Genomic DNA, 23,452 nt, shown 5'->3' with positions numbered 1-23,452 from the left:
CTGCCAAAATAAGAAAGAAGATATGCTTAAACAAATACAAAAAAAGAAAGCCGCCTTAAAGCATTCTTTAAGACGACTTTCAACTTTTAACCAAACCTAACCCTAAACTATGAGAAAACTTACTCAATATCTTGTAGCACATAGTGCTTTACTATCATTTCAAATTGTAAGAAGATGTTTTCCCTTTAATCTTACACTGCAAAAATACACCCTTTTTTAATACAGTTCATAATATTAATTGTTAATTTTTGTTAACACAAATGTTAACTTATCTTTATCTTCACATAATTAGATACTTAAAAGTGGTACTGAAATGCTATATTAAAATTTTCCCGTATCTGCACCTTGTCCGATTCCGTTGTAAAATAACGCAGATTACCTAACAACCTAGTAGATAAGAACTGATTAATTCGCATATCCATTATTAATTCCCAATCAACTTGTTTCTGATTTTCTCCATCGTCATTTAAGTACTGGTAAAAGATATCGATTTTTGATGTTATATTAATTTCCTTCGAAACCTTATAGCTAAAGCTATTAACAACGGATAATCCATTTAAGACATTCGCCTTCTTATTGGCATCTATACCATACCTTGTTTGATCTATAGTAGCTGTATCTTTAACAATTGTCAACCTTGAAGTTAAAGGTGATAAAAGCAAGGTAAACTTATTACTAGGTTTATAATCCATACCCACAGCAAATGACATATAAGCTGGAGCTAAAAAGCCTGAAATCGGATTTTCATGTTCCTTATCAGAATTATCATAACCTTTAAATATCTGCGTTTTAATATTATACAAAAAACTATAATACCATTTTTTAGATGACTGCAATCCGTATTTTGTATCAATCTCTACTAAATCATCATTAAAACGTCCAGATTCTGACTCCGTTGATATCACTCCTATTTTATGGGTAATCTTATTTTCCCAACTATGCTTTCCTTTGGTAAAATTTATATTTAAACGTAAATCGCTACTTAATGCTACATTACTCTCTCCCCCTTTAGTCCAATTCTCAAGGTAACCTTGCGATAATTGAATATTCTCTTTCCCGCCAAACTCCCATGGGCTCTTTTCTATAATAATTTGTTCAAGACTGGGCCTGGTACTGGAAGTATCTGGTATAAAAGTACTAATTCTCTTCTCAACAGCCCTCCTCGATAATCTTCTTCTTCCCACATGAGAAACATCAGGAATATCATTCCACATATAATCGACATACTCAGGATAATGAATGGAAGCATCTCGCATTACTTGCAGAATAGGTCTTTGATCTAAGTTTAATTCCGAAGAATACGATCCGCCCTGATTCAACTTTTTTATAAATTGCTGATAATCGTTAAATGCTTTCGATGAATAATCTTTTTTCTGATGCTCTATTTTTGGATAATCGGGCACTCGATATTTTAAACCAAAAGTATGTGGCATATATTTCGATTGTTCACCAATCGGATATCCAAGTTTACCAAGCATACTCCCATTGTATATCTGCCTTCGTATATACTTTGAAATATAACTACCTTGAAAAATTTCGCCTAAAGAATCGACATAACTCTCCTGAGTTATCTCATTCGCCTCCCATAATTGTTCCAACATCTGACCTGAAACAATTTGTCCTTTACTATCCTGAGATATAAATACGAGGCTTATGAAAAACACTAAAACAAAGATAAACAGACTATCTACCCCCAGCTTTTTTATTTGCACAATAAATTTGCTTCTTATGATTTTTCAATGACAAAAATAGCACGAAAAGCGATTTACAAAAATAATTAGATTAAAGATTATCATGAAAAAATAACTTGGGTTGATGAATATCAGCCACAGAACTTTTTTCAGCACAACTAGATTTGTTATCTTTACCAAAGATAAAAGTTACCGTTATGATTAACACACTCATACAATCAGCTTTATCATCCCGCGTTTACATCAACATCAAAAACAGGGACGAATTCTCCTGTTAATAAGCTGTTTACTTCAGCTACAAAAATCACTTTTATAATATACTTATTTCTCAAATTATTTTACCGCATACTGTAAACAACAGTTCGTGGTGATTTTGATGTTGTCATTAAAAAACTTAATTATGGAATTACCATTCTCTGAATCATATAAAATAAAAATGATTGAGCCCATACGTAAAAGCTCAAGAGAAGAACGCGAAAGATGGATTAAAGAAGCGAAATACAATTTATTTAACTTAAGAAGCGATCAGGTCTTTATTGATCTATTAACCGATAGTGGAACAGGCGCAATGAGTGACAGACAATGGGCTGCCATGATGTTGGGTGATGAAAGCTATGCCGGAGCCTCATCGTATTATAACTTAAAGAATGCCATAAAAAACATTCTTGGTTTTGAATACTTCTTACCCACACATCAGGGCCGTGCCGCTGAAAATGTGCTTTTCTCAGCTCTGGTAAAAGATGGGGACGTTGTACCGGGAAACTCTCATTTCGATACTACAAAAGGTCATATTGAATTCAGAAAGGCAAAAGCCATTGATTGTACCATTGACGAAGCATTTGATACAACATTAGACCATCCGTTTAAAGGAAATATAGATCTAAACAAACTGGAGCATATATTATTAACCAATCCAAAGGAAAAAATTCCGATGATTATTGTTACCGTAACCTGCAATACATCAGGAGGACAACCGGTTTCAATGCAAAATCTGAAGGATGTTTACTCTATGGCTCAAAAATATGGCGTTCGTGTTATTTTTGATTCTGCTCGCTTTGCTGAAAATGCCTATTTCATTAAGGTTCGTGAAGAAGGATATGCCGATAAAAGCATCAAGCAGATTGTGAAGGAGATGTACAACTATGCCGATGGAATGACCATGAGTAGTAAAAAAGATGCTATTGTAAACATGGGTGGTTTTATTGCATTAAAAGAAGAAGAGCTCTTTAAGAAGGCAAGTCAATACAATATTATTTTCGAAGGATTTATTACCTATGGTGGAATGTCGGGAAGAGACATGAATGCTTTGGCTCAAGGTCTGGATGAAGGTACTGAATTCGACTATCTGGAGACACGCATAAAACAAGTTGAATATTTAGGAAATCAGTTAATAGAATATGGAATTACCATTCAACAACCAATTGGTGGACATGCCATTTTTATTGATGCCAAGAAATTTCTTCCGCAAATACCGAAAGAAGAATATGTTGCACAAACATTAGCCATTGAATTGTATAAAGAAGCTGGAATAAGAGGCGTTGAAATTGGCACTTTGCTAGCCGACAGAGACCCCGATACCAGAGAAAACCGATATCCGGTATTGGAAATGGTACGTTTAGCAATTCCACGCCGAACATACACCAATAACCATATGGATGTAATTGCTGCAGCTTTAAAAAATGTATTTGATCGCAGAAATGAAATAAAAAATGGCTACCAAATTATTTCAGAAGCCCCAATTATGAGGCATTTTACGGTAGAACTAGCTCCGGCAGTAAAGACCAGTGCCAGTTTATAATAATTCCCAATTTAACAATACAGGTTGTGCCATTTAGGCACAACCTTTTTTCTTTTATCCCCTTTGATGAGAGCCATTTTTTAGCTTGCTTTGTAATCCTCAAATAGATTATAAGAGTAAAACATTACGGATTTACTTGATCAACTAACAATAAGCTGAATAGATGAAGGATTTAACAGTAGGGAACGAAGCAAAATTAATTTTCAGGTTTGCCCTACCTATGGTATTTGGGAATCTACTTCAGCAGATGTATCATTTTGTAGATAGCGTAATTGTCGGTCGCTTTATAGGCAAAGAAGCACTGGCTGCGTTGGGAGCTTCCTCTCCTATTTTTTACGCCCTTATTGCCTTTATTATTGGTATTGGTAGCGGAGCAACTATTGTCATTAGTCAATACTTTGGTGCTAAAGAAATTGAAAAAGTTAAGCGCGCCATCGACACTATTTTCATCTTTCTATTTTGGGCATCAATTGTAATTACTGCTGTAGGAATCTCATTTAGTGAAGAAATATTTACCCTCTTACATGTTGATGAAGAAGTAATACCAATGGCCACAAGCTACTTTAACGTATTTATGCTGGGCATGATTGCCTTCTTTGGCTTTAGTGCAACATCATCGGTATTAAGAGGATTGGGCGACTCTATGACGCCTCTGTATTTTATGATGATTGCAACTGTAATAAACATTGTACTCGACATTGTATTTATTGTGATTTTCGACTGGGGAATTGAAGGCGTTGCTTTGGCAACTGTGATAGCTCAGTCTAGCGCTTTTATTTCAGGGGCAATATACTTAACACATAAACATCAAATTATCTCTTTTAATATATTCCAGTTTAAATTTGATAAAGAATTATTCATCAAGAGCATTAAAATTGGTCTCCCAACAGGATTTCAGCAAACATTTGTTGCATTAGGCATTATGGCCTTAATCCGCATTGTAAACAATTTTGACACCGATGCTTTGGCTGCCTATACGGCTGCCAGCAGAATTGATGCCTTGGCAGCTATGCCGGCTCTTAATCTGGCTAGTGCCCTTTCTGCTTTTGTCGGTCAGAATTTAGGTGCCAATAAAATAGAACGGATAAAAAAAGGATTGAAAGCTACATTAGGCATGGCCTGGAGTCTCTCTCTAATAGTTATGTTGATTGTCATTTTCTTTGGCGACAACATTATGCGCTTATTTACAACCGATACCAATGTAATTGATTACGGAAACAACTACCTTGTGATTGTTAGTTCCTTTTATATGATATTCTCCACCATGTTTGTCATACATGGAACATTGCGTGGTGCTGGAGCCACCCTAATTCCAATGTTTATTACTCTATTTTCGTTATGGATTATCCGCATTCCATTCGCCGTATTTTTATCCAAGCATTTTGGAATTAATGGCATATGGTGGGCCATCCCTATCGGGTGGACAATGGGATTAATAGGCTCAATTATTTATTATTTCAGTGGCAAATGGAAAAGCAAAAGAGTTATAACTTAATTCCTAAACAATGACACGATTAACCACACTAACCATCTTTCTTTTATTCTCAAGCCTTTTATTCAGTCAAGAAGCAACTATCTCTCATATTTGCGATTTAACCAATAAGTTAGATGAAACATCGGGATTAATTTATTTTGATAATAGCTATTGGACCATTAACGATAGCGGTAACGAAGCATGTTTGTACCGGATCAATGAAGAAGGTGAAGTAAACCAAACCATTAAAATAGCAAATGCCAAAAACATTGATTGGGAAGACATTACTCAGGATGAAGAGAATATTTACATAGCAGATACGGGAAACAACAACGGGAACAGGACAATCTTCACAATATATAAAATCAGAAAAAAAGACATTCCTCCATCAAAAGAAGACATTCATATTTTAGCAAAGATTATCGACTTTAAATATGAAGATCAGGGCACTAACCTTCAGCCTTATGCTCATAATTTTGATTGCGAAGCCCTTATTTCTTTTAATGATCAGCTTGGGTTATTCACTAAAAACTGGGCTGATGGTAAGAGCTCCTTTTATATAATTAATACAACAGAAAGAGTTGCTAAACCTCAATTCACCATAAATTCGTATGGTTTAATAACTGGTGCCGATTTTAATAAAGTAAATAATGAAGTTTTATTAATCGGATATCAATACATCAACCAAACACAATTACCTTTCTTCATAAAAATCACCGATTTTTTAGATCCATCAAAGCAAAAAGAAACCCGCATTCAACTGAGCGAGATAAATGGTCAACAAACAGAGGCTATTTGCATAGGTAAATACGGAATCACAATAAGCAACGAAAAAACACAGCATTTTAAGCCCTCATTACAAACAATATTAAGAGATTAAATACTGGCAATATTGCTTTTAAAATCTGTTGCAGATAGCACTTTTATATACTGCTTGGATAATACCGGATTCAACTCTTTTATTTGTAATCCCATAAGAAAAATAGGATAATTAGGCACTGCTTCAGATAACTTATGAAGATTCTGTTCTAATTCTTCCTGAGTTTGAGCAGCAACAAACGAAGTAAATAAGGCATCTATTTTTTGAGTTTCAACAATTACTTTCAGGTCATTTACAGGCACCGATGCTCCAAGATAAATAACATTATATCCTTCTTTGCGGGCAATTAAACTGTAAAACAACAAACCAATTTCATGCAGCTCATTTTCCGGCAAAAAGAATAATATATTTTTATCTGACTTCGGAATAAAATTTTGCATCTCATTATCAATAGCAACAATCAGTTTCTGACGAATTAAATTGGAAATAAAATGCTCCTGCGCAGGATTAATAGTTCCTGCCTGCCATAGAATCCCTATGCGCTCAAGAAAAGGAAAAAGAATGGTTTCAACAGAAGATTCAAAACCTAATTTTATAATAGAATTGGTCAGCACATTGGTAAATTTACTTTCATCCAACTCCAGCATAGCCACAAGCAAACTCTCAATTTGCACATCAATATTTTTGCTATCTAAACAAAGATCTAATACCCTCTCACGCAGCTGACCTTCTGTTAAATCAGCAATCTTAGATATCTTAAATCCATTCTGATTGAGAATAGACACATTTAATATCCGCTTGAGATCATCATCGTTATAAAATCTTATATTGGTTGATGTCCTTTGAGGTTCAATCAATTTATAACGTCGCTCCCAAATACGAATAGTATGTGCTTTAATTCCTGATATTTTTTCCAGATCTTTAATCGAATAGACTGCCATATTGAATCAATATGTTTTATAATTATTAGGTTGCCTCTTAAACAGGCAATTTACGTTTAATGTTCAAGCTTCGTTTGATATTTCTTAAACTATAAAGGGAGGCAAAAGCCTCCCGGAAAGAAATAACAACGTCTGAAAGCATGCCTTACGGCACTATAATTTTATCAATAACGTGTATTATTCCATTTGTTCCTTGTATATCTGCAGCAACTACATTTATCTCTCCATCAATAGAAACTCCGTTATCTACATTAATAGTTAAACTCTTTTCGGAGTTTAATGTAGGAACTGTTCCATTGCTTAAACCAGTTGAGACCGCATTGGCACTTACCACATGAGCCAATAAAACGGGTGTTAGATCCTCTTTTGATAAATCATCTAAACTACTTAAGCCATTTTCCTGAAGGAAAGTTTCAAAAGCTGCATTTGTTGGGGCAAAAACAGTAAAAGGTCCTTCACTTGACAAAGCATCTACCAAATCAGCTTTTATTAATGCATCTACTAAAATGCTGAAATTTGAATTTTGTAATGCAATATCCACAATTGATTTGGGCGTTATAACTTTATCTATTGCATGTATGATTCCGTTTGTAGCAACAACATCTGTTGCAACCACATTGGCTGAAACATTTAACATTACTCCATTATCAACATCAATTTTAACGCTCAAATTATTGTCAAATGCGGTTGATAAAGTTGAAGCATATCCCGATTCAACCATTGAAGCCGGAACAACAGCCCCTAACGCATGATATAACAGAATAGGTGTTAAAGTTTCTTTTGTCAGATCATCAAAGGTGAGCTCATTACTTTCAAGAAATGAATCAAATGCACTATTTACAGGAGCAAACACTGTAAAAGTTCCATCACTATCCAAGGTTGATGCAAGATCGGCTTTACTTACAGCTGCCACCAACGATGAAAAATTTTCATTAGCAATAGCATGATCTGTAATGCTCATAGGTAACATTACCTTATCAATAACGTGTATAATACCATTATCAGCTTCAATATCAGTTTGAATAATATTTGCCCGAGTATTAATCATTGTTGAATTCATATCAACATAAAATGATAAAGTATAACCATCAACTGGACCTGCTGACAAGGAGTTATAATATCCGGTTTCTATCATCGAAGATGCTTTCGATCCCGAAACTACATGATAGAGTAACACTTCTGTTAGTACATCATCCGAAATATCGTCTAAGCCCGAAACCTGAAGTTCGTCCAATAAAGCTACGAAAGCCTCATTAGTGGGAGCAAAAACGGTAAAATCGCCATCACCACTCAAATCATCATCTAAACCAACTTTTTGCAAAGCTGATACCAGTATGCTAAAATCTTCATTCGCAGCTGCAATGTCAGTAATTGATTGAGGAGTTTCTACAGGATTTTGATCCATATCCATATCATCATCTTCTTCACACGATACTGCTACTAACATTAATGCTGAAACAAGTGCCAAAGCCCAATAATTTTTTTTAAATGCTTTCATGATTTCCAATTTTTTGGTCAGTTAATTAATTCTTTAAAGGATAACTTCAGATGACTATTTTTGTTTATTCTTTTTTACTCTTTATTAAACATTATTTACCAAGACAAATATCTATCAACTAATTTTCAATACATTAGACATTGTAAATTTTGTTTAATTTTTATAGTATTTCATTGAACTAACTAACCGAAAAAGCACTAAATCTTAGTTAAATAAAAAGATTAACTTTGCCCCAATAGAAAAAATAATTGCATGGTTCATTCAATGACTGGATTTGGGAAAGGCGTTTGCGAACTTCCCAATAAGAAGATCAGTATAGAAATTAAATCGCTCAACAGTAAACAGCTTGATCTTAACACACGTGTACCCAATTTATATCGCGAAAAAGAAATTGAAATCAGAAATAAGGTTGGTAAAAAGCTGGTTAGAGGAAAAGTTGATGTTAGTTTTTATGTGGAAGCTGCTTCTTCTGATAAAATCACAAAAGTAAATCAACAGGTAATAAAAGATTATTACGCTCAGCTTAAAGAGGTTTCAACCAATTTAGGACTATCTGAAAACACTGATTTTTTAAAGGTGATTATGCCATTGCCCGACACTGTGAAAGTGGAACTGGCCGAATTGGATGAGCAGGAATGGAAAGCAATTGCACAAGCTATTGATGCGGCTATTGATGATATTACCTTATTCAGGCAGAGCGAAGGTAAAGCCCTGGAAGTTGATATACGCCATAGAATTACAACTATTGATGGGTTATTACAGGAGGTTCCAAAATACGAAACCCAACGTATTGATAAAATTCGGAACCGCATAAAAGAAAACCTGGAAGAAATTGCCTTGCAAACGCAGGCTGATGAAAACCGCTTTGAACAGGAAATTATTTTTTATCTGGAAAAACTGGATATAACAGAAGAAAAGGTTCGATTATCTAACCACCTGAAGTATTTTATTGAAACATTAGAATCAAGCGATGTGGTAGGTAAGAAACTAGGATTCATCACTCAGGAGATTGGAAGAGAAATTAACACATTGGGTTCGAAAGCAAATGATGCTGATTTGCAAAAAATAGTAATTAGAATGAAAGATGAATTAGAGAAAATTAAGGAGCAAATCCTCAATATTCTTTAACCATCAAGCACAACAACATGAATAAAAAAGGGAAGCTACTAATATTTTCTGCACCGTCTGGTTCAGGAAAAAGTACTATTGTACAAGCTTTATTAAAGAAAGACTTTCATCTTGAATTTTCCATTTCTGCTACTAGCAGAGCACCACGTGGAGAAGAACAGCACGGTCGTGAATATTATTTTCTATCACCTGATGAGTTCAGGCAAAAAATAAAAGAAGGAGCTTTTTTGGAGTGGGAAGAGGTATATGAAGATACCTATTATGGAACACTTCGGAGTGAGGTTGACCGCATAACCAGTGCCGGAAACAATGTAGTTTTTGATGTTGATGTGGTAGGTGGAGTAAATATTAAAAAAGAGTTCAATGATGATGCTTTAAGCATTTTTGTGCAGCCTCCATCGATTAAAGCTTTAGAAGAACGTTTAATTGGAAGAGCCACAGATAGTGCCGACAAAATTAAACAACGACTGGCTAAAGCTGAATATGAATTGGGCTTTGCATCACAATTTGATAAGGTAGTAGTGAACGACAATCTGGATGAGGCAATCAAAGAAACAGAAGAGTTATTAACTAACTTTTTATAAGCCATGAAACAAATCGGACTTTTCTTCGGATCGTTTAATCCCATACACATTGGTCATTTAGCACTGGCCAATTATATGTGCGAATTCGAAGAAATGGACGAAGTTTGGTTTGTTGTAAGTCCTCAAAATCCATTTAAATCTTCACTAGATTTAATTAGCACCCATCATCGCATTAAAATGGTTGAACTGGCAATAGCCCAATATGCCAATTTCCAAGTAGAGGATATTGAAAGCAGTATGCCGGTTCCATCATACACCATCAATACTCTTACTGAATTACGTAAGATTCATAGCGATTGTGAATTTAATATTATCATGGGAGCCGATAATATTCAAAATATTCACAGATGGAAAGATGGCGACCGTATATTAACTGATTATTGCATATTGGTTTATCCACGCCTGAGATACTCCACTGATCACATGCAATTACCGTTAAGTGTACGTATTACTGAAGCTCCTAATATTGAAGTATCATCTACCCAAATAAGAGAGTGGATTAAGAATGGGAAACAATTGCCATTTCTTACTTCTCCAGCAGTTATGAATTACATAAACACCAATCATTTATACCAATAAAAAAAGACCAATCAATATGATTGGCTTCTTCTCCTTTGGATAAGGTAATTCAAACAAATATCAAATATTTATAATTCCTTCAACAAAACAATATAAACCGGGAAGTGATCGCTGTACCCTCCCTGATATCGATTACCCACATAGGTTCGAAGCGGATATCCTTTATATCGACCCTCAGGCACTATCATTTTGGGCTTATTATAAATGTGTGAGGATTTAAATTTATAGGTAGAAAAATCTTTACCCAATAATGATTCGGTAATAATAACCTGGTCAAACAAATTCCACTTGTCGCGATAAGCCAATGTTCCTATACCATTTTTGTAATGTTTATACATGGTGTTATACATATCTCCATCACGCATTTTGCTTTTCTTTCCAATCCCTTTTAGATATAGCTCGACGCTTTCATTAATCGGATCATCATTCAAATCTCCCATTAAAATTACTTTTGCCCATTCATCAACCGCTTGAATAGAATCGACTATTGAACGACTTAATTTGGCAGCTTCATTTCTTAAAGGTGCACTTCGGGCCTCTCCTCCATAACGCGAAGGCCAATGATTAACTATAAAATGCATTGGTTCTCCATCGAAAACACCAGATACCATTAACTGATCTCGAGTAAAGATTCGATCGCCTGAATTTTTATCGTGTATATATAAGGGTATCGATTTTGAGTTAGTTACCTGAAAAAACCGAGGTTGATAAATCAAACACACATCCACTCCTCTTCTATCAGGCGAGTCGTAATGCACTATTTGATAGTTAAAAGGCTTTAGTTTCGGATCATTCACTAAATCCTCAATAACATCTCTATTTTCCATCTCGCACATACCCACCACTGCCGGTGCTCCTAAGCCTTTTTCTGCTCCTAGTTCAGATATCACCTCGGCCATTTTACCAATTTTCGCCCAGTATCTGTCTCCATCCCACTTTTTATCTCCTAAAGGGGTAAACTCAGTATCTCTTACATCCGGTGTATCTATGGTATCAAATAAATTCTCGAGATTATAAAATGCAATAATACCTGCTTTATAAGTTTGGGCCTGTACAGGTAAAAATGAAATTACTACAACAAGTGTCAGTAAAAATTTAATCATCTTATTTAACATACTATTATATGATTTTTGCGAGCAAGTTAGTATTTTTTAAGGATAAAAAACAAATATCATCATCTTATAAGGTGACCAAACCCAGTTAAATTTTGATTAATAACTAACACGACATATTAATTAGGTGTTAAGTTCATCAAAATTAGACATAGACCGTCCGGTCTGTACAATATTTTTTACTTAATTTGTACTTTAAAATATTAAAGTCGAAATTTAATATTAACTTAATTTTTGAAAAAAAATCTGTTTATGCAACCTAAAATCTTATGGCTTCTGGGGCTCATTTTTCTTGCTTCAAGTGCATTTGGCCAAAACTCAGCCATTAAAGGTGTTGTAAAAGATGCCGATTCAAACCAACCTCTTAATGAGGTACTCATTGAAATCGAAAACATCACAAACACCACTACCAGTAATGAACAAGGCTTTTTTAGTATAAATGTAACCGAAGGCAAAGATTATCAGGTTACTTTTTCGAAAGAAGGCTACAGAAGCTTAACCATGTATGCTTCTGTTAGTAGTGAAGGCACAACCGATCTGGGGAATGTTTTCTTAGTAAACCTAACCACGGCCAATCAGGATGTTCCTACTATAACCATTACCGACTCAGACAGCGAAAACTCTTTGGAATCTCAAACCATCCATGGCTTATTAAGCTCATCGCGAGATGTGTTTGTTTCGGCAGCAGCCTATACCTTTGGGCCGGCTCGCTTTAGAATAAGAGGATACGACTCTGAGTTGCAAAAAGTGATGATTAATGGTTTTATTATGAATGAAGCCGAAAGTGGACGCCCCTATTGGTCGAACTGGGGAGGATTAAACGATGTAATGCGCAACACAATAATTACCAGCGATGCCTCACCAACAGGTGCTATGTTCGAACCGCTTGGCGGACTAACACAAGTAATTACCTCTGCATCGGAATATCGCCCCGGCATTAAATTAGTTTATTCCAGTTCAAACCGTTCGTATCGAAACAGAGCCATGGTTACAGCTTCTACCGGTTTAATGGAAAACGATTGGGCTCTTACTGTTTCTGCTTCTCGACGATGGAGTGAAGAAGGATACAAAGAAGCTACTTTTTATGATGCGAATAGCTTTTTCATTTCTGCTGAAAAAATATTTAATCAAAAACACCGAATAAATTTTACTGCCTTGACAGCCATGTATGAAAGAGGAGTTGGTGGTGGTGCCATGCAGGAAGTGTATGATTTGGTTGATGATAATTATTACAATCCATATTGGGGGTATCAGAATGGTGAAAAACGTAATTCCCGTGTAAGAAGTGGTAACAAACCATTATTTACATTACAACACACATGGACACCAACACCCTCAACTAAAGTTAAATCAACTGCAGGTTATTGGTTTGGTAAAGGAGGTTATACTTCGCTAAACTGGAACAATGCTAAAGATCCTCGCCCTGATTATTATCGATACTTACCAAGCTATTATACCAATTCGGCCGACCAGGAAAGAATTGCCGAAATGTGGAGAACTGATCCTACTGTTAGACAAATCGATTGGGATGCTCTATACAGAGCCAACCGTAACAACGGATATTTTACGGTTGAAAATGCTAACGGAGGAACCGAATCATATAGTGGAAACCGTTCATTCTATATTGTTGAAGATCGCAGAAACGACATTTCACAATTTCAGTTCAACACCAACCTCGAACATTCTTTTAATGACAATTGGAAGATAAACAGCGGACTAAATGTTGATATTTATACAGGTGACGTTTTTAATGTGGTGGATGATTTATTAGGAGGTGATTACTGGTTAGATATTGACCAGTTTGCAGAACGCGACTTCCCCAATGATGATAACATTATTCAAAACGACCTTAATAATCCCAACCGAATTGTTAAAGAAGGTGATATATACTCTCATCATTACAAACCACATATTAACACTTATAATATTTGGTTGATGACCCAATATACAGGAACACAATATTCCGTTTATTTCGGAGGTCATTATAAATACAATGAATTCTGGCGCGAAGGATTAATGCGAAAAGGCTTGTTTCCAGATAACTCGTTTGGTGATTCAGAGAAACAACAGTTTCATACCTATGGTTTAAAATTAGGTGGTGAATACCGTTTTACAGGTAGACATATTGTAAAGGCTAATGCCAGTTACAGTACTCAACCACCTGTATTCCGTAATGCATACGTTTCGCCTCGTACACGACATGATATTGTTCCTAACTTAAAAGAAGAAACACATATGTCGGTTGATGGAGGATATTTCTACAGCTCTCCAAACCTTACCATGAGAGCCACCGGATATTTCACCCGTATTAACGATCAAGTTAAAAACATGAACTTCTATCACGAAGAATTACGATCGTTTGTAAACTATTCGATGTACGACATCGATAAGCAATATATGGGATTTGAATTTGGAGCTGAGTACAAGCTAACCAACACTATTACTGTTAATGCTGTAGCTTCGTTAGGTGAATACACTTATCAATCCAATCCGGGTGTAATTATCACCCAGGATAACAGTCGCGAAATTTTGGAGACCAGCACCGTTTATTCGCAAGGGTTTAAAATTAGTGGTACTCCACAACATGCATACTCTGCAGGTATAAAATACAATTCACCACGTTACTGGTGGGCAGGTGTAACAGCTTCTTATTTCGATCAGATTTATATGGATTACAATCCAATACCTCGTACATCATATCTATATTGGAGTACACCTGAACAGTTAGATGCAGCCTATACCATTGATGCTTTTGCCGGAAAAAGCTGGAGATTTAACGGTTATTACATCTCACTTAGTGCCAACTTAAGTAATATAACTAACAACCAAAGCTTTATTACAGGTGGATACGAACAATTAAGATTTAACCCGGAACGTCCGGAATTATTTGCACCTAAGTACTACTACTATTACGGCTTTAACTATTTTCTTAACCTAAGTGTTAGCTTTTAAGAGTTTATGATCATGAAAAGAATAAACAGCATATATATCATTCTAATTGTATTAATGACATCGTTGTTAAGTGCTTGCGATTTTAATAACGAAGATGCACCTCCCTACGAAGAATTTGTTCCCGGAGAGACCACAACAGTAATGTATGTTAAATCATTATATGATGAAGAATTAGCAAAATATTGGACAGATAGAGTTCCGGTGGAAATTACTGAAGACATTAGTTTAAAAGGAGTTATTGTTGCTGACGACAAAACCTCAAATGGTAATTTATATAAAGAAGCCTATGTGCAGGACGAAACAGGTGGTTTGCGAATGACTTTTCAATCAACCGGAGGTTTATATGTAAACGACTCGGTAACCATTAACCTAAAAGGACTGTATTTAAGTGACTATGGCGATTTTATTCAATTGGGTGGGGTTCCTTATTTTGATGATAGCAACAATTACCGTTTAACCGGTATTGACAAACACGATTATATCAAACGAAATGTAGTTGAAGGACAGGTCATCGAACCTAAAGTTATTTCAATAAATGAGGCTGGTGAAGAATACATGGGAATGCTGGTTCAGTTTAATGATGTACAATTTGCCGATAGCCAATTGGGATTAACCTATGCAATTGCAGAAACGGAAGATCAGGATGCTGCTTCTGCAAATAGAACATTAGCCGATTGTGATGGCAACTCCATAATTGTTCGTTCAAGTGGTTATTCATCTTTCGCCGGTGATTATTTGCCCGAAGGAAATGGAAGTTTTGTGGGTATTGTAACCAAATTCACCAGTGGCACAACAACTACTATACAAATTGTTATTCGAAGTATTGATGAAGTTCAACTTACAGGTGAAAGATGCGGAAACGACATTGATATCACATTGGGCGATCCGGTTGACAATATTAATGAAGATTTTAGCTCTGAAAGTAATAATACAGATATTAGTATTACAGGCTGGAATAACTTCACAACTTCGGGAACAAGAGTATGGAGAGGAAGAACTTATAGCGATGAAATATATGCTCAGGCTACCGGTTACAATTCAGGAGAAGCTTCTATTGAATCGTGGCTAATGCTGCCTCCGGTTACTACATCTGCTGCAAAAACACTAACTTTTGAAACTCAATTTGCCTATTGGGCACACACAAATGGTAATACACCTTTAAAAGTAGTTTATTCTACCGATTTTACTGGAGGTGATCCAACCAATTCAAACTGGATTGAGTTAGATGCCACCATTGCAACAGATGGAATTGATAATGAATTTACATGGGTAGATTCAGGTAACATTTCATTACCAACATCAAACAATTCGATTGTTATAGCCTTTATATATTCAGGTTCAGATACTGAAAGTACATCAATGAGAATCGATAATATTACAATAAACTAACTTAATAATTAACTACCATGAAGTTATTTAAACTAAGCTTTTATTTTTTGCTAATTGCTTTTGTCACATTTAGCTGTAGCGAAGACCCTGAGGCTCCTTCTACTCCTGAAGGAACAAAACTTACAATCAATCAACTCAGAGCATTGTATTCAGGGGCTGACATTAGTGTTTCTGATGATGTTTACATAGAAGGAACTATAACCTTTACACCAAGTCAAGGTAATATTCCTGATTTTGTAGCTTATATTCAAGATGAAACAGCAGCAATTACCTTAACAGAATCAGGAACAGATTCATTTACAGAAGGCAGTAAAATTAAAGTTAATTGCCAGGGCTTAACTCTAACCGAATACAATGGCTTACTCCAATTCGGAAGTGTTGATTATACCTCTATGGTTGAAGTATTGCTTCCAACAGGCTCTGAAGTAACTCCAACATCAGTTACTATTGCTGACTTAACAGATGGTAGTCACCAAAGTGAATTGGTTCAAATAAGCAATGTACAATTCAGTAGTGTTCCGGGAACTTTTAGTGGTTCTCAAACATTAACAGATTGTACTGATAATATTGCTGTATATACAAGAAGTGCTTCTGATTTTGCCAGCGATAATTTACCCGAAGGCAATGGAACCCTGGTTGGTATTGCTTCTTATTACAACAGTGCTCAAATATTATTAAGAGATCCTTCAGAACTGGACATGACCGGAGAACGCTGTTCCGGTGGAGGTGGCGGATCAGGTGATGGAACCGGCACAAAAGACGATCCTTATGATGTAGCTTACGTATTGTCTTCTGCAGATGATGGTTCAATCTCAGGATGGGTAAAAGGATATATTATTGGTACTATACCTGCTACAGGTGAAGCTACTTTAACAGCCCCCTTTGATGTTGCCACCAATATGCTGATTGCTGCCTCAGCAGATGAAACCAACGTTGAGAACATGGTAAGTGTTCAGTTACCAAGCGGCTCCATTCGAACCGCTTTAAATTTGGTTGACAACGAATCAAACCTTGGTAAAGAAGTCATTGTATTGGGTAGCTTAGAATGGTATTACGGTTTCAGTGGTGTTAAAAGCCTGACCGGTTATTGGCTTGATGGTGCCGGAATTGACCCAGATAACAGAACAGAGGATGATCCAACTCCGGAAACAGATTATCCTACCGGAAGTTTCTTCTTTGAAAACTTCGAAAATACGATGGATGATATGGATATTTTCATTACAGGATGGGATAACAAAGCACAAACAGGAGAACGTTTATGGCAAGGTAACAATTATAGCAATAACAACTATGCTCAAGCTACTGCATATAACTCAAGCGATGACAACAATGACATTTGGCTGGTTACACCATCAATCAATATAGATGGAAAAACCAATCCAACATTTAATTGTGATTTAAAAGGAGGCTATGATAATGGTGCTATACTTGAGGTGTATGTATTAACTGATTATGATGGAAGTTCAAATCCATGGGATGCAACTGCAACCAAATTAGACATTACATTACCAAGCGTACCTTCAAGTGGCTATGGTGATAATTTCGAGAGTTCAGGAGACATGGATCTTTCATCGTTCTCCGGTTCCATTCATATAGCATTTAAATATATCGGTAGTACAAGTCAAACTACCACCTGGCAGATTGACAACATCAACTGCTTTGAAAACTAATTTTTCTTAAATAGTTATATAAAAAGACCGTGTTACTCTTGTAATCACGGTCTTTTTTTTACAAAACCTATCAACAATTGATTTAAACCCTTCCATATTAAACAGGTTCAAACCAGTGTATAAATAGACGCCCAGTAAGAAAAAGTCATCTCATTTATGAATGATTAAAAAAATTCACTAAATCTATCTGCATCCATTTGACATCATGCTATTTTTTCGTCTATTTGTACATTGATATTTATAACAGATTTATTTTTAATTGAAAAACAAGAATGGGTAAAGTTCTGATTATTGGCGCTGGCGGTGTAGGTACCGTTGTAGCCCATAAAATGGCATCCTTGCCAGAGGTGTTCTCTGAAATTATGTTGGCAAGTCGTACAAAAAGCAAGTGCGATGCCATTGCCAATAAAATTGGAAATAACAGGATACAAACTGCACAAGTTGATGCAGACAATGTACCTGAGTTGGTTGAGTTAATCAACTCCTATCAACCAGATATTGTAGTTAATGTGGCTCTTCCATACCAGGATCTGACAATTATGGACGCCTGTTTAGAAACCAAAACAGCATATCTTGATACAGCCAATTACGAGCCTCTTGACGAAGCTAAGTACGAATACAAATGGCAGTGGGCATATAAAGAACGCTTTGAAGAAGCGGGCATTACTGCTATTTTGGGATGCGGATTCGATCCGGGTGTAACCAGTATTTACACGGCTTATGCTGCCAAGCATCATTTCGACGAAATTCAGTACCTGGATATTGTTGACTGTAATGGTGGAGATCACGGTAAAGCTTTTGCCACCAACTTCAATCCCGAAATTAACATTCGCGAGGTAACCCAAAAAGGTAAATACTGGGAGAATGGTCAGTGGGTTGAAACAGAACCACACGAAATTCACAAGCCATTAAATTATCCTAATATTGGCGATCGCGAATCGTATGTTATTTATCACGAAGAATTAGAGTCATTGGTGAAGAACTTTCCAAGTATCAAACGAGCTCGCTTCTGGATGACTTTTGGACAAGAATATTTGACTCACTTACGTGTGATTCAGAACATTGGTATGGCAGGTATCGAACCTATTATGTACGAAGGAAAAGAAATTGTTCCTATTCAGTTCCTGAAAGCAGTTTTACCCGACCCGGGCGATTTAGGAGAAAACTATACAGGAGAAACATCTATAGGTTGTAGAATTAAAGGTGTAAAAGACGGAGAAGAAAAAACCTATTACGTATATAATAATTGTAAGCATCAGGATGCATTTAATGAAACAGGTGCCCAAGGGGTAAGTTATACTACCGGAGTACCAGCCACCATTGGAGCCATGATGTACCTGCAAAATATATGGAAAAAACCGGGTGTATTTAACGTAGAAGAATTTGATCCTGATCCGTTTATGGAGCAACTTAACAAGTTAGGTCTTCCATGGAATGAATTACACAATATAGATTTAGAATTATAAGAACTACCAATTTATATTAATGGAAATCGCTAATGCAATCATTAGCGGTTTTTTTTCTTTTATTAGTTTCCTATTTACAACCAAATCAGCTCTAAATAATCAATCTGAAACCTCATCCATTTTTTTTCTATCAAATCATCATTTTTATTTTTTTTCATTACTCCCCATTCAAAATTACTCTTTCGTATTTTTTTTCTTTAAAAAGAACCTCAACCCCCATAATCATCGGTAAACCAACTCACTTTTTGACAATTTAAAGCAAGACACCCCTATTTTTCTATTGTGTTGATTTGATAGTTTGAGGGTACCTATTCTTATTTTTTGTTAGTTTTCATTGTCATTTAATATTAAATCATTACTTTTGACATAGAAATTTAAATCAAATAACTCCATTACAATTATAAAAGTAGAACGACATGTGTGGATTTGCAGTGTATACAGGATGTGACAAGATGGACAAACTTCAGTTTGCCAGAGAGTTTAAGAAGATCCAGTACCGTGGACCTGACAACTCAATTACCCGGGATTTTGAAGATGACGGTTGGATGGGATTTCACCGTTTGAGTATTATGGATGTTTCGGCAGCCGGTAATCAGCCCTTAGTTTATAAGCACATTAATTTGGTATGTAATGGAGAGGTATACAATTACAATGAGCTTAAAGCTAATTACGATTCATCATTCGAATTTAAATCAAACAGCGATTGCGAAGTAATTATACCTTTATTTCTTGAAAAAGGAATTGAAGAAACAGCCAAATCATTAGATGCAGAGTTTGTATTTGTAATTTTTGACTCGGTAGCTAAAAAATATTTTGCAGCACGTGATCCTATCGGGATTCGTCCTTTATTTTACGGTCATTCAAAAGATGGAAACATCATGTTTGCCAGTGAAATGAAAGCCTTGCACAAAATGTGTGATGATGTTAAACCATTCCCTCCGGGGCATTATTACGATGGTGAAAGCATCAAACAATATCGCGACATTGCCAAAGTCGAAGCTTTTGTTGATCATGATTTAGATGAAATCTATAAAAACATCAACGAAAAATTAGTAGCTGGTATTGAAAAAAGATTAAATGCTGATGTACCGGTAGGTTTCCTTTTAAGTGGCGGATTAGATTCAAGTGTTGTTTGTGCCGTAGGTGCTAAAATGCTTAATAAACCTATCAGAACATTTGCTGTTGGTATCGAAGACGATCCTATTGATACAAAATACGCTCGTCAGGTAGCTGATTACCTTGGAGCCGACCATACTGAAGTATTATTTAAGCGTCAGGATATTTTTGACTCACTAAGTCACCTTATTTATTGTATCGAAACCTATGATATTACTACCATCCGTGCTTCGATGGGTATGTACATGGTTTGTAAATACATCTCTGAAAATACAGACATTAAAGTATTAATGACAGGTGAAATAAGTGATGAGATTTTCGGTTATAAATACACTGACTATGCTCCATCACCTGAAGAATTTCAGAAAGAAGCAGAGAAGAGATTGACCGAGATTTACATGTACGATGTATTACGTGCCGACAGAAGTATTTCGTGTAATGGATTGGAAGCTCGTGTTCCATTCGGAGATCTTGATTTTGTTGAGTATGTGATGAGCATCGATCCTAAGAAAAAGATGAACTTTACCGGTGTTGGAAAATATCTGTTGCGTAAAGCATTTGAAGGAGAATATTTACAACATGATATTTTGTATCGCGAAAAGGCAGCATTCTCTGATGCTGTTGGACATAGCTGTGTTGATTATCTGAAAGCATATGCCGAAGAGATGTATACTGATGATGACTTGCAAAAAGCTCAGTTTAAATACAAACACGCGACTCCAATCTCAAAAGAATCATTGATGTATCGTGAGATATTTGAATCACACTTCCCTGACCGAAGTGAAGCGGTAGTTGATTTTTGGATGCCAAACAAAGAATGGGAAAACTGCGATGTAAACGACCCAAGCGCCCGCGTATTGCCTAACTACGGAGCAAGCGGAAGCTAAAAAATATTTAGCAAAACATTAGCCATAGAATACATTAACCACGAAAAAGCCGGAATGCGTTGAGCATTTCGGCTTTTTTACTTTATTTGCAAAAAATTAGAAACAATGGCTATTGATTACAAACAAGTTCCTTCACCCTGTTATGTTTTAGACGAAACACGTTTAAGAAAAAATCTTGAATTAATTAAAAAGGTTCAGGATAACGCAGGCATTGAAATAATTATGGCTTTTAAAGCCTGTGCCATGTGGAGTGCTTTTCCAATCATTAATGAATACATTCCCCGAGCTGCAGCTAGTTCTATTCATGAAGCTCGTCTGGCGTTTGAAGAAATGGGTACTAAAGCTCACACCTACTCCCCTGCTTTTACACGTAAGGAGTTTACTGAAATTTTAAAATACAGTAGTCATATTACTTTTAATTCACTTACTCAGTTTGAGGCTCATAAAGACACTTTAAAAAATCACAAGGAACATATATCTGTTGGATTAAGGATCAATCCTGAGTTTAGCGATGTAGAAACAGACTTATACAATCCTTGCGCTCCGGGAACTCGTTTAGGAGTAGCTGCCAATAACCTGCCAGATGAATTACCTGAAGAAATTGAAGGCTTACATTTTCATTCTTTATGCGAATCCTCATCCTTTGATCTGGAAAAGACTTTACAAGCTATTGAGAAGAAATTTGCTACTTATCTACTAAAAGCAAAATGGATTAACATGGGTGGCGGACATTTAATGACTCGAAAAGGTTACGACACTGAACACCTGATTAAAATATTGAAAGCTTTTAAAGAAAAATGGAATCTGAAAATCATCCTGGAACCAGGAAGTGCTTTTATGTGGCAAACAGGCGATTTGGTAGCTTCAGTGGTTGATATTGTATTAGACAATGAAATTAAAACAGCCGTTTTAGATGTTTCGTTTACTGCTCATATGCCCGATTGCCTTGAGATGCCATACAAACCCAAAGTAACAGGCGCTTATCAGGAACCTAAAAAAGGGAAGCCAACCTACCGACTAGGTGGTAATAGTTGTCTGGCGGGCGATTATATGGGATTATGGTCGTTTGATAATGAATTAAAGATTGGAGACCAGCTTATTTTTGAAGATATGATTCATTACACCATGGTAAAAACCACCATGTTCAACGGAGTTCCTCATCCTTCAATTGCAATTTGGAATGATGAAAAAGGATTAAAAATCGTTCGTGAGTTTGGATACGAAGATTACAAAGGAAGAATGGGCTAAATAGCCCATTTATTCTATTTCCAAAAATTCTTTGATAGGTCCTAGGAAGTAATCATTCCATCCTTCTACGATTTCTTCATATGCTTCGTCAGGTATATTAGTATGAAAAACATCTACCTGCACTTTATTGCCTCCTTGAGGGAATAATTTAATAGTAACAATAGATTGTTCTTCCTGCGGTCCAAAATACCACTCTTGCACAATGCGTTTTTGATCTTCAACTTCAACCACATGCCCAACAATATCACCTTCCCATAATTCAAAAGGCGCACCCGGCTCAGTACTCATTTTAGCCGGATAACCACTCCATAACTCAATGGTAAAAGGATTGGTGAAAGCTGCAAACACATCTTCCATCTCGGCTTTTATCTTAATGCGTGTTTTAAAATCTTTAGGCATAGTATTGATATTTCTGCAAAGAAACAAAAAAAGGCCTTGCCACCCAATGGACAAGACCAAAATCCAAAACCAGTTTCCGAAAAATTTTTAAATACCTAAGGCATTGGTTAAATCAGCTACCCTGGTCAAATGTACTTTTGATATACTATTCATTTGCTTGCGCAATAACTCGTGTTCCTTATAATATTTATGATCATTTGTTATGGGAAAATCTTTGTTGTAATACTGCATTTCATTCTCCTGAACTTTAATACGGTTTATTAACTTTTTTAACTGATCAATGTGCTCATCCAACACCATTAATTCAACCATATTTAACTCTTCAATGTATTCTTCTGTCTTCACCTCCTCATTACGATTCTTTAAAATATCAATCTCCTGAACAAATAAAGTCAGACGATTTTTCCACATCTTATATTCAAAATCAAGATCCACCAGATTTATCTTTCCATTTTTCATGAGCAAGAATTAATTAGTTCCACTTAAAATTAACACTTGACACAGGCTCGTCCGTCAAACAGGGTTTAATCACAATGCAACAAAGACCTGATTCTCTTTAGCTGTACATAATTTAGAAAAAATACGCTGTATTTCAAAATAAAATTCACAACTTCTTTGGTGATACAAAGAACAATTTTTGGTATTGATGCTGTTTAATAGATTTAAACTTTCATTTACCTACCATTCATATGACAACCCT

At 35.8% G+C, this 23,452-nt stretch carries 18 protein-coding genes; 12 read left to right on the top strand and 6 right to left on the bottom strand.

Annotated elements, in window-relative coordinates; genetic code table 11:
- Positions 1-296 precede the first annotated feature (296 nt).
- Complete coding sequence (locus KEM10_RS24745; RefSeq protein WP_212216164.1) at positions 297-1,712, bottom strand: DUF3078 domain-containing protein; 1,416 nt, start codon at positions 1,710-1,712, stop codon at positions 297-299.
- Between the two features lie 379 nt (positions 1,713-2,091).
- Between KEM10_RS24745 and KEM10_RS11565 the strand changes: the two genes are divergently transcribed.
- From KEM10_RS11565 to KEM10_RS11555, 3 genes are all read left to right on the top strand, one after another.
- Positions 2,092-3,489 carry a tryptophanase gene (locus tag KEM10_RS11565; protein ID WP_212216163.1) on the top strand — a complete coding sequence of 466 codons (1,398 nt, stop codon included), beginning with the start codon at positions 2,092-2,094 and terminating at the stop codon, positions 3,487-3,489.
- Positions 3,490-3,652: 163 nt separating this feature from the next.
- Positions 3,653-4,984, top strand: a complete 1,332-nt coding sequence (locus KEM10_RS11560) for an MATE family efflux transporter (protein ID WP_212216162.1) — start codon at positions 3,653-3,655, stop codon at positions 4,982-4,984.
- Positions 4,985-4,994: 10 nt separating this feature from the next.
- Positions 4,995-5,843 (top strand): hypothetical protein, encoded by an 849-nt coding sequence (locus KEM10_RS11555; RefSeq protein WP_212216161.1) that lies wholly within the window; start codon positions 4,995-4,997, stop codon positions 5,841-5,843.
- On the opposite strand, the gene KEM10_RS11550 is transcribed toward KEM10_RS11555, so the two are convergent.
- Positions 5,840-6,724, bottom strand: coding sequence for a MerR family transcriptional regulator (locus tag KEM10_RS11550; protein ID WP_212216160.1), 885 nt, complete (start codon positions 6,722-6,724; stop codon positions 5,840-5,842). The genes KEM10_RS11555 and KEM10_RS11550 overlap by 4 nt on opposite strands.
- A gap of 145 nt (positions 6,725-6,869) precedes the next feature.
- Positions 6,870-8,222 (bottom strand): fasciclin domain-containing protein, encoded by a 1,353-nt coding sequence (locus KEM10_RS11545; protein ID WP_212216159.1) that lies wholly within the window; start codon positions 8,220-8,222, stop codon positions 6,870-6,872.
- Between the two features lie 252 nt (positions 8,223-8,474).
- Here KEM10_RS11545 and KEM10_RS11540 point away from each other — a divergent pair, with 252 nt between their 5' ends.
- The 3 genes from KEM10_RS11540 to nadD are packed head-to-tail and all read left to right on the top strand — an operon-like array spanning position 8,475 to position 10,513.
- The gene (locus KEM10_RS11540; RefSeq protein ID WP_212216158.1) at positions 8,475-9,350 is read left to right on the top strand and encodes a YicC/YloC family endoribonuclease; all 876 of its coding nucleotides are present in this window, start codon (positions 8,475-8,477) and stop codon (positions 9,348-9,350) included.
- Positions 9,351-9,367: 17 nt separating this feature from the next.
- Positions 9,368-9,934 carry a guanylate kinase gene (gmk, locus tag KEM10_RS11535; protein WP_212216157.1) on the top strand — a complete coding sequence of 189 codons (567 nt, stop codon included), beginning with the start codon at positions 9,368-9,370 and terminating at the stop codon, positions 9,932-9,934.
- A gap of 3 nt (positions 9,935-9,937) precedes the next feature.
- A complete protein-coding gene (nadD, locus tag KEM10_RS11530; protein WP_212216156.1) occupies positions 9,938-10,513 on the top strand; it encodes a nicotinate (nicotinamide) nucleotide adenylyltransferase in 576 nt (191 codons plus the stop codon).
- A 68-nt stretch (positions 10,514-10,581) separates the two neighbouring features.
- Here nadD and KEM10_RS11525 read toward each other — a convergent pair whose 3' ends face one another.
- The gene (locus KEM10_RS11525; protein WP_244825779.1) at positions 10,582-11,616 is read right to left on the bottom strand and encodes an endonuclease/exonuclease/phosphatase family protein; all 1,035 of its coding nucleotides are present in this window, start codon (positions 11,614-11,616) and stop codon (positions 10,582-10,584) included.
- Positions 11,617-11,877: 261 nt separating this feature from the next.
- On the opposite strand from KEM10_RS11525, the gene KEM10_RS11520 reads away from it, so the two are divergent.
- From KEM10_RS11520 to nspC, 6 genes are all read left to right on the top strand, one after another.
- A complete protein-coding gene (locus KEM10_RS11520; RefSeq protein WP_212216154.1) occupies positions 11,878-14,577 on the top strand; it encodes a TonB-dependent receptor in 2,700 nt (899 codons plus the stop codon).
- Between the two features lie 12 nt (positions 14,578-14,589).
- Positions 14,590-15,966, top strand: coding sequence for a DUF5689 domain-containing protein (locus KEM10_RS11515; protein ID WP_212216153.1), 1,377 nt, complete (start codon positions 14,590-14,592; stop codon positions 15,964-15,966).
- A 17-nt stretch (positions 15,967-15,983) separates the two neighbouring features.
- Complete coding sequence (locus KEM10_RS11510; RefSeq protein WP_212216152.1) at positions 15,984-17,636, top strand: DUF5689 domain-containing protein; 1,653 nt, start codon at positions 15,984-15,986, stop codon at positions 17,634-17,636.
- A gap of 272 nt (positions 17,637-17,908) precedes the next feature.
- Complete coding sequence (locus tag KEM10_RS11505; RefSeq protein WP_212216151.1) at positions 17,909-19,102, top strand: saccharopine dehydrogenase family protein; 1,194 nt, start codon at positions 17,909-17,911, stop codon at positions 19,100-19,102.
- A 416-nt stretch (positions 19,103-19,518) separates the two neighbouring features.
- Positions 19,519-21,105 (top strand): asparagine synthase B, encoded by a 1,587-nt coding sequence (gene asnB / locus KEM10_RS11500; protein ID WP_212216150.1) that lies wholly within the window; start codon positions 19,519-19,521, stop codon positions 21,103-21,105.
- A 105-nt stretch (positions 21,106-21,210) separates the two neighbouring features.
- The gene (nspC, locus tag KEM10_RS11495) at positions 21,211-22,353 is read left to right on the top strand and encodes a carboxynorspermidine decarboxylase (RefSeq protein ID WP_212216149.1); all 1,143 of its coding nucleotides are present in this window, start codon (positions 21,211-21,213) and stop codon (positions 22,351-22,353) included.
- A gap of 9 nt (positions 22,354-22,362) precedes the next feature.
- On the opposite strand, the gene KEM10_RS11490 is transcribed toward nspC, so the two are convergent.
- Both KEM10_RS11490 and KEM10_RS11485 read right to left on the bottom strand, forming a co-directional pair.
- Positions 22,363-22,752 (bottom strand): SRPBCC domain-containing protein, encoded by a 390-nt coding sequence (locus KEM10_RS11490; RefSeq protein WP_212216148.1) that lies wholly within the window; start codon positions 22,750-22,752, stop codon positions 22,363-22,365.
- A gap of 87 nt (positions 22,753-22,839) precedes the next feature.
- Positions 22,840-23,211, bottom strand: coding sequence for a hypothetical protein (locus tag KEM10_RS11485; protein ID WP_212216147.1), 372 nt, complete (start codon positions 23,209-23,211; stop codon positions 22,840-22,842).
- Positions 23,212-23,452: the final 241 nt, after the last annotated feature.

Origin of the sequence: Carboxylicivirga linearis, assembly GCF_018271995.1 — a bacterium.
Taxonomy (GTDB): domain Bacteria; phylum Bacteroidota; class Bacteroidia; order Bacteroidales; family Marinilabiliaceae; genus Carboxylicivirga; species Carboxylicivirga linearis.
The sequence above is the reverse complement of the archived record's forward strand: the minus strand, read 5'-3'. Positions and strand labels throughout refer to the sequence as shown.

Excerpts from the sequence above, each read along its gene's own strand:
- KEM10_RS11565 (WP_212216163.1), top strand. The coding sequence starts at position 2,092 with ATGGAATTACCATTCTCTGAATCATATAAAATAAAAATGATTGAGCCC.
- KEM10_RS11560 (WP_212216162.1), top strand. The coding sequence starts at position 3,653 with ATGAAGGATTTAACAGTAGGGAACGAAGCAAAATTAATTTTCAGGTTT.
- KEM10_RS11555 (WP_212216161.1), top strand. The coding sequence starts at position 4,995 with ATGACACGATTAACCACACTAACCATCTTTCTTTTATTCTCAAGCCTT.
- KEM10_RS11550 (WP_212216160.1), bottom strand. The coding sequence starts at position 6,724 with ATGGCAGTCTATTCGATTAAAGATCTGGAAAAAATATCAGGAATTAAA.
- KEM10_RS11545 (WP_212216159.1), bottom strand. The coding sequence starts at position 8,222 with ATGAAAGCATTTAAAAAAAATTATTGGGCTTTGGCACTTGTTTCAGCA.
- KEM10_RS11540 (WP_212216158.1), top strand. The coding sequence starts at position 8,475 with ATGGTTCATTCAATGACTGGATTTGGGAAAGGCGTTTGCGAACTTCCC.
- gmk (WP_212216157.1), top strand. The coding sequence starts at position 9,368 with ATGAATAAAAAAGGGAAGCTACTAATATTTTCTGCACCGTCTGGTTCA.
- nadD (WP_212216156.1), top strand. The coding sequence starts at position 9,938 with ATGAAACAAATCGGACTTTTCTTCGGATCGTTTAATCCCATACACATT.
- KEM10_RS11525 (WP_244825779.1), bottom strand. The coding sequence starts at position 11,616 with ATGATTAAATTTTTACTGACACTTGTTGTAGTAATTTCATTTTTACCT.
- KEM10_RS11520 (WP_212216154.1), top strand. The coding sequence starts at position 11,878 with ATGCAACCTAAAATCTTATGGCTTCTGGGGCTCATTTTTCTTGCTTCA.
- KEM10_RS11515 (WP_212216153.1), top strand. The coding sequence starts at position 14,590 with ATGAAAAGAATAAACAGCATATATATCATTCTAATTGTATTAATGACA.
- KEM10_RS11510 (WP_212216152.1), top strand. The coding sequence starts at position 15,984 with ATGAAGTTATTTAAACTAAGCTTTTATTTTTTGCTAATTGCTTTTGTC.
- KEM10_RS11505 (WP_212216151.1), top strand. The coding sequence starts at position 17,909 with ATGGGTAAAGTTCTGATTATTGGCGCTGGCGGTGTAGGTACCGTTGTA.
- asnB (WP_212216150.1), top strand. The coding sequence starts at position 19,519 with ATGTGTGGATTTGCAGTGTATACAGGATGTGACAAGATGGACAAACTT.
- nspC (WP_212216149.1), top strand. The coding sequence starts at position 21,211 with ATGGCTATTGATTACAAACAAGTTCCTTCACCCTGTTATGTTTTAGAC.
- KEM10_RS11490 (WP_212216148.1), bottom strand. The coding sequence starts at position 22,752 with ATGCCTAAAGATTTTAAAACACGCATTAAGATAAAAGCCGAGATGGAA.
- KEM10_RS11485 (WP_212216147.1), bottom strand. The coding sequence starts at position 23,211 with ATGAAAAATGGAAAGATAAATCTGGTGGATCTTGATTTTGAATATAAG.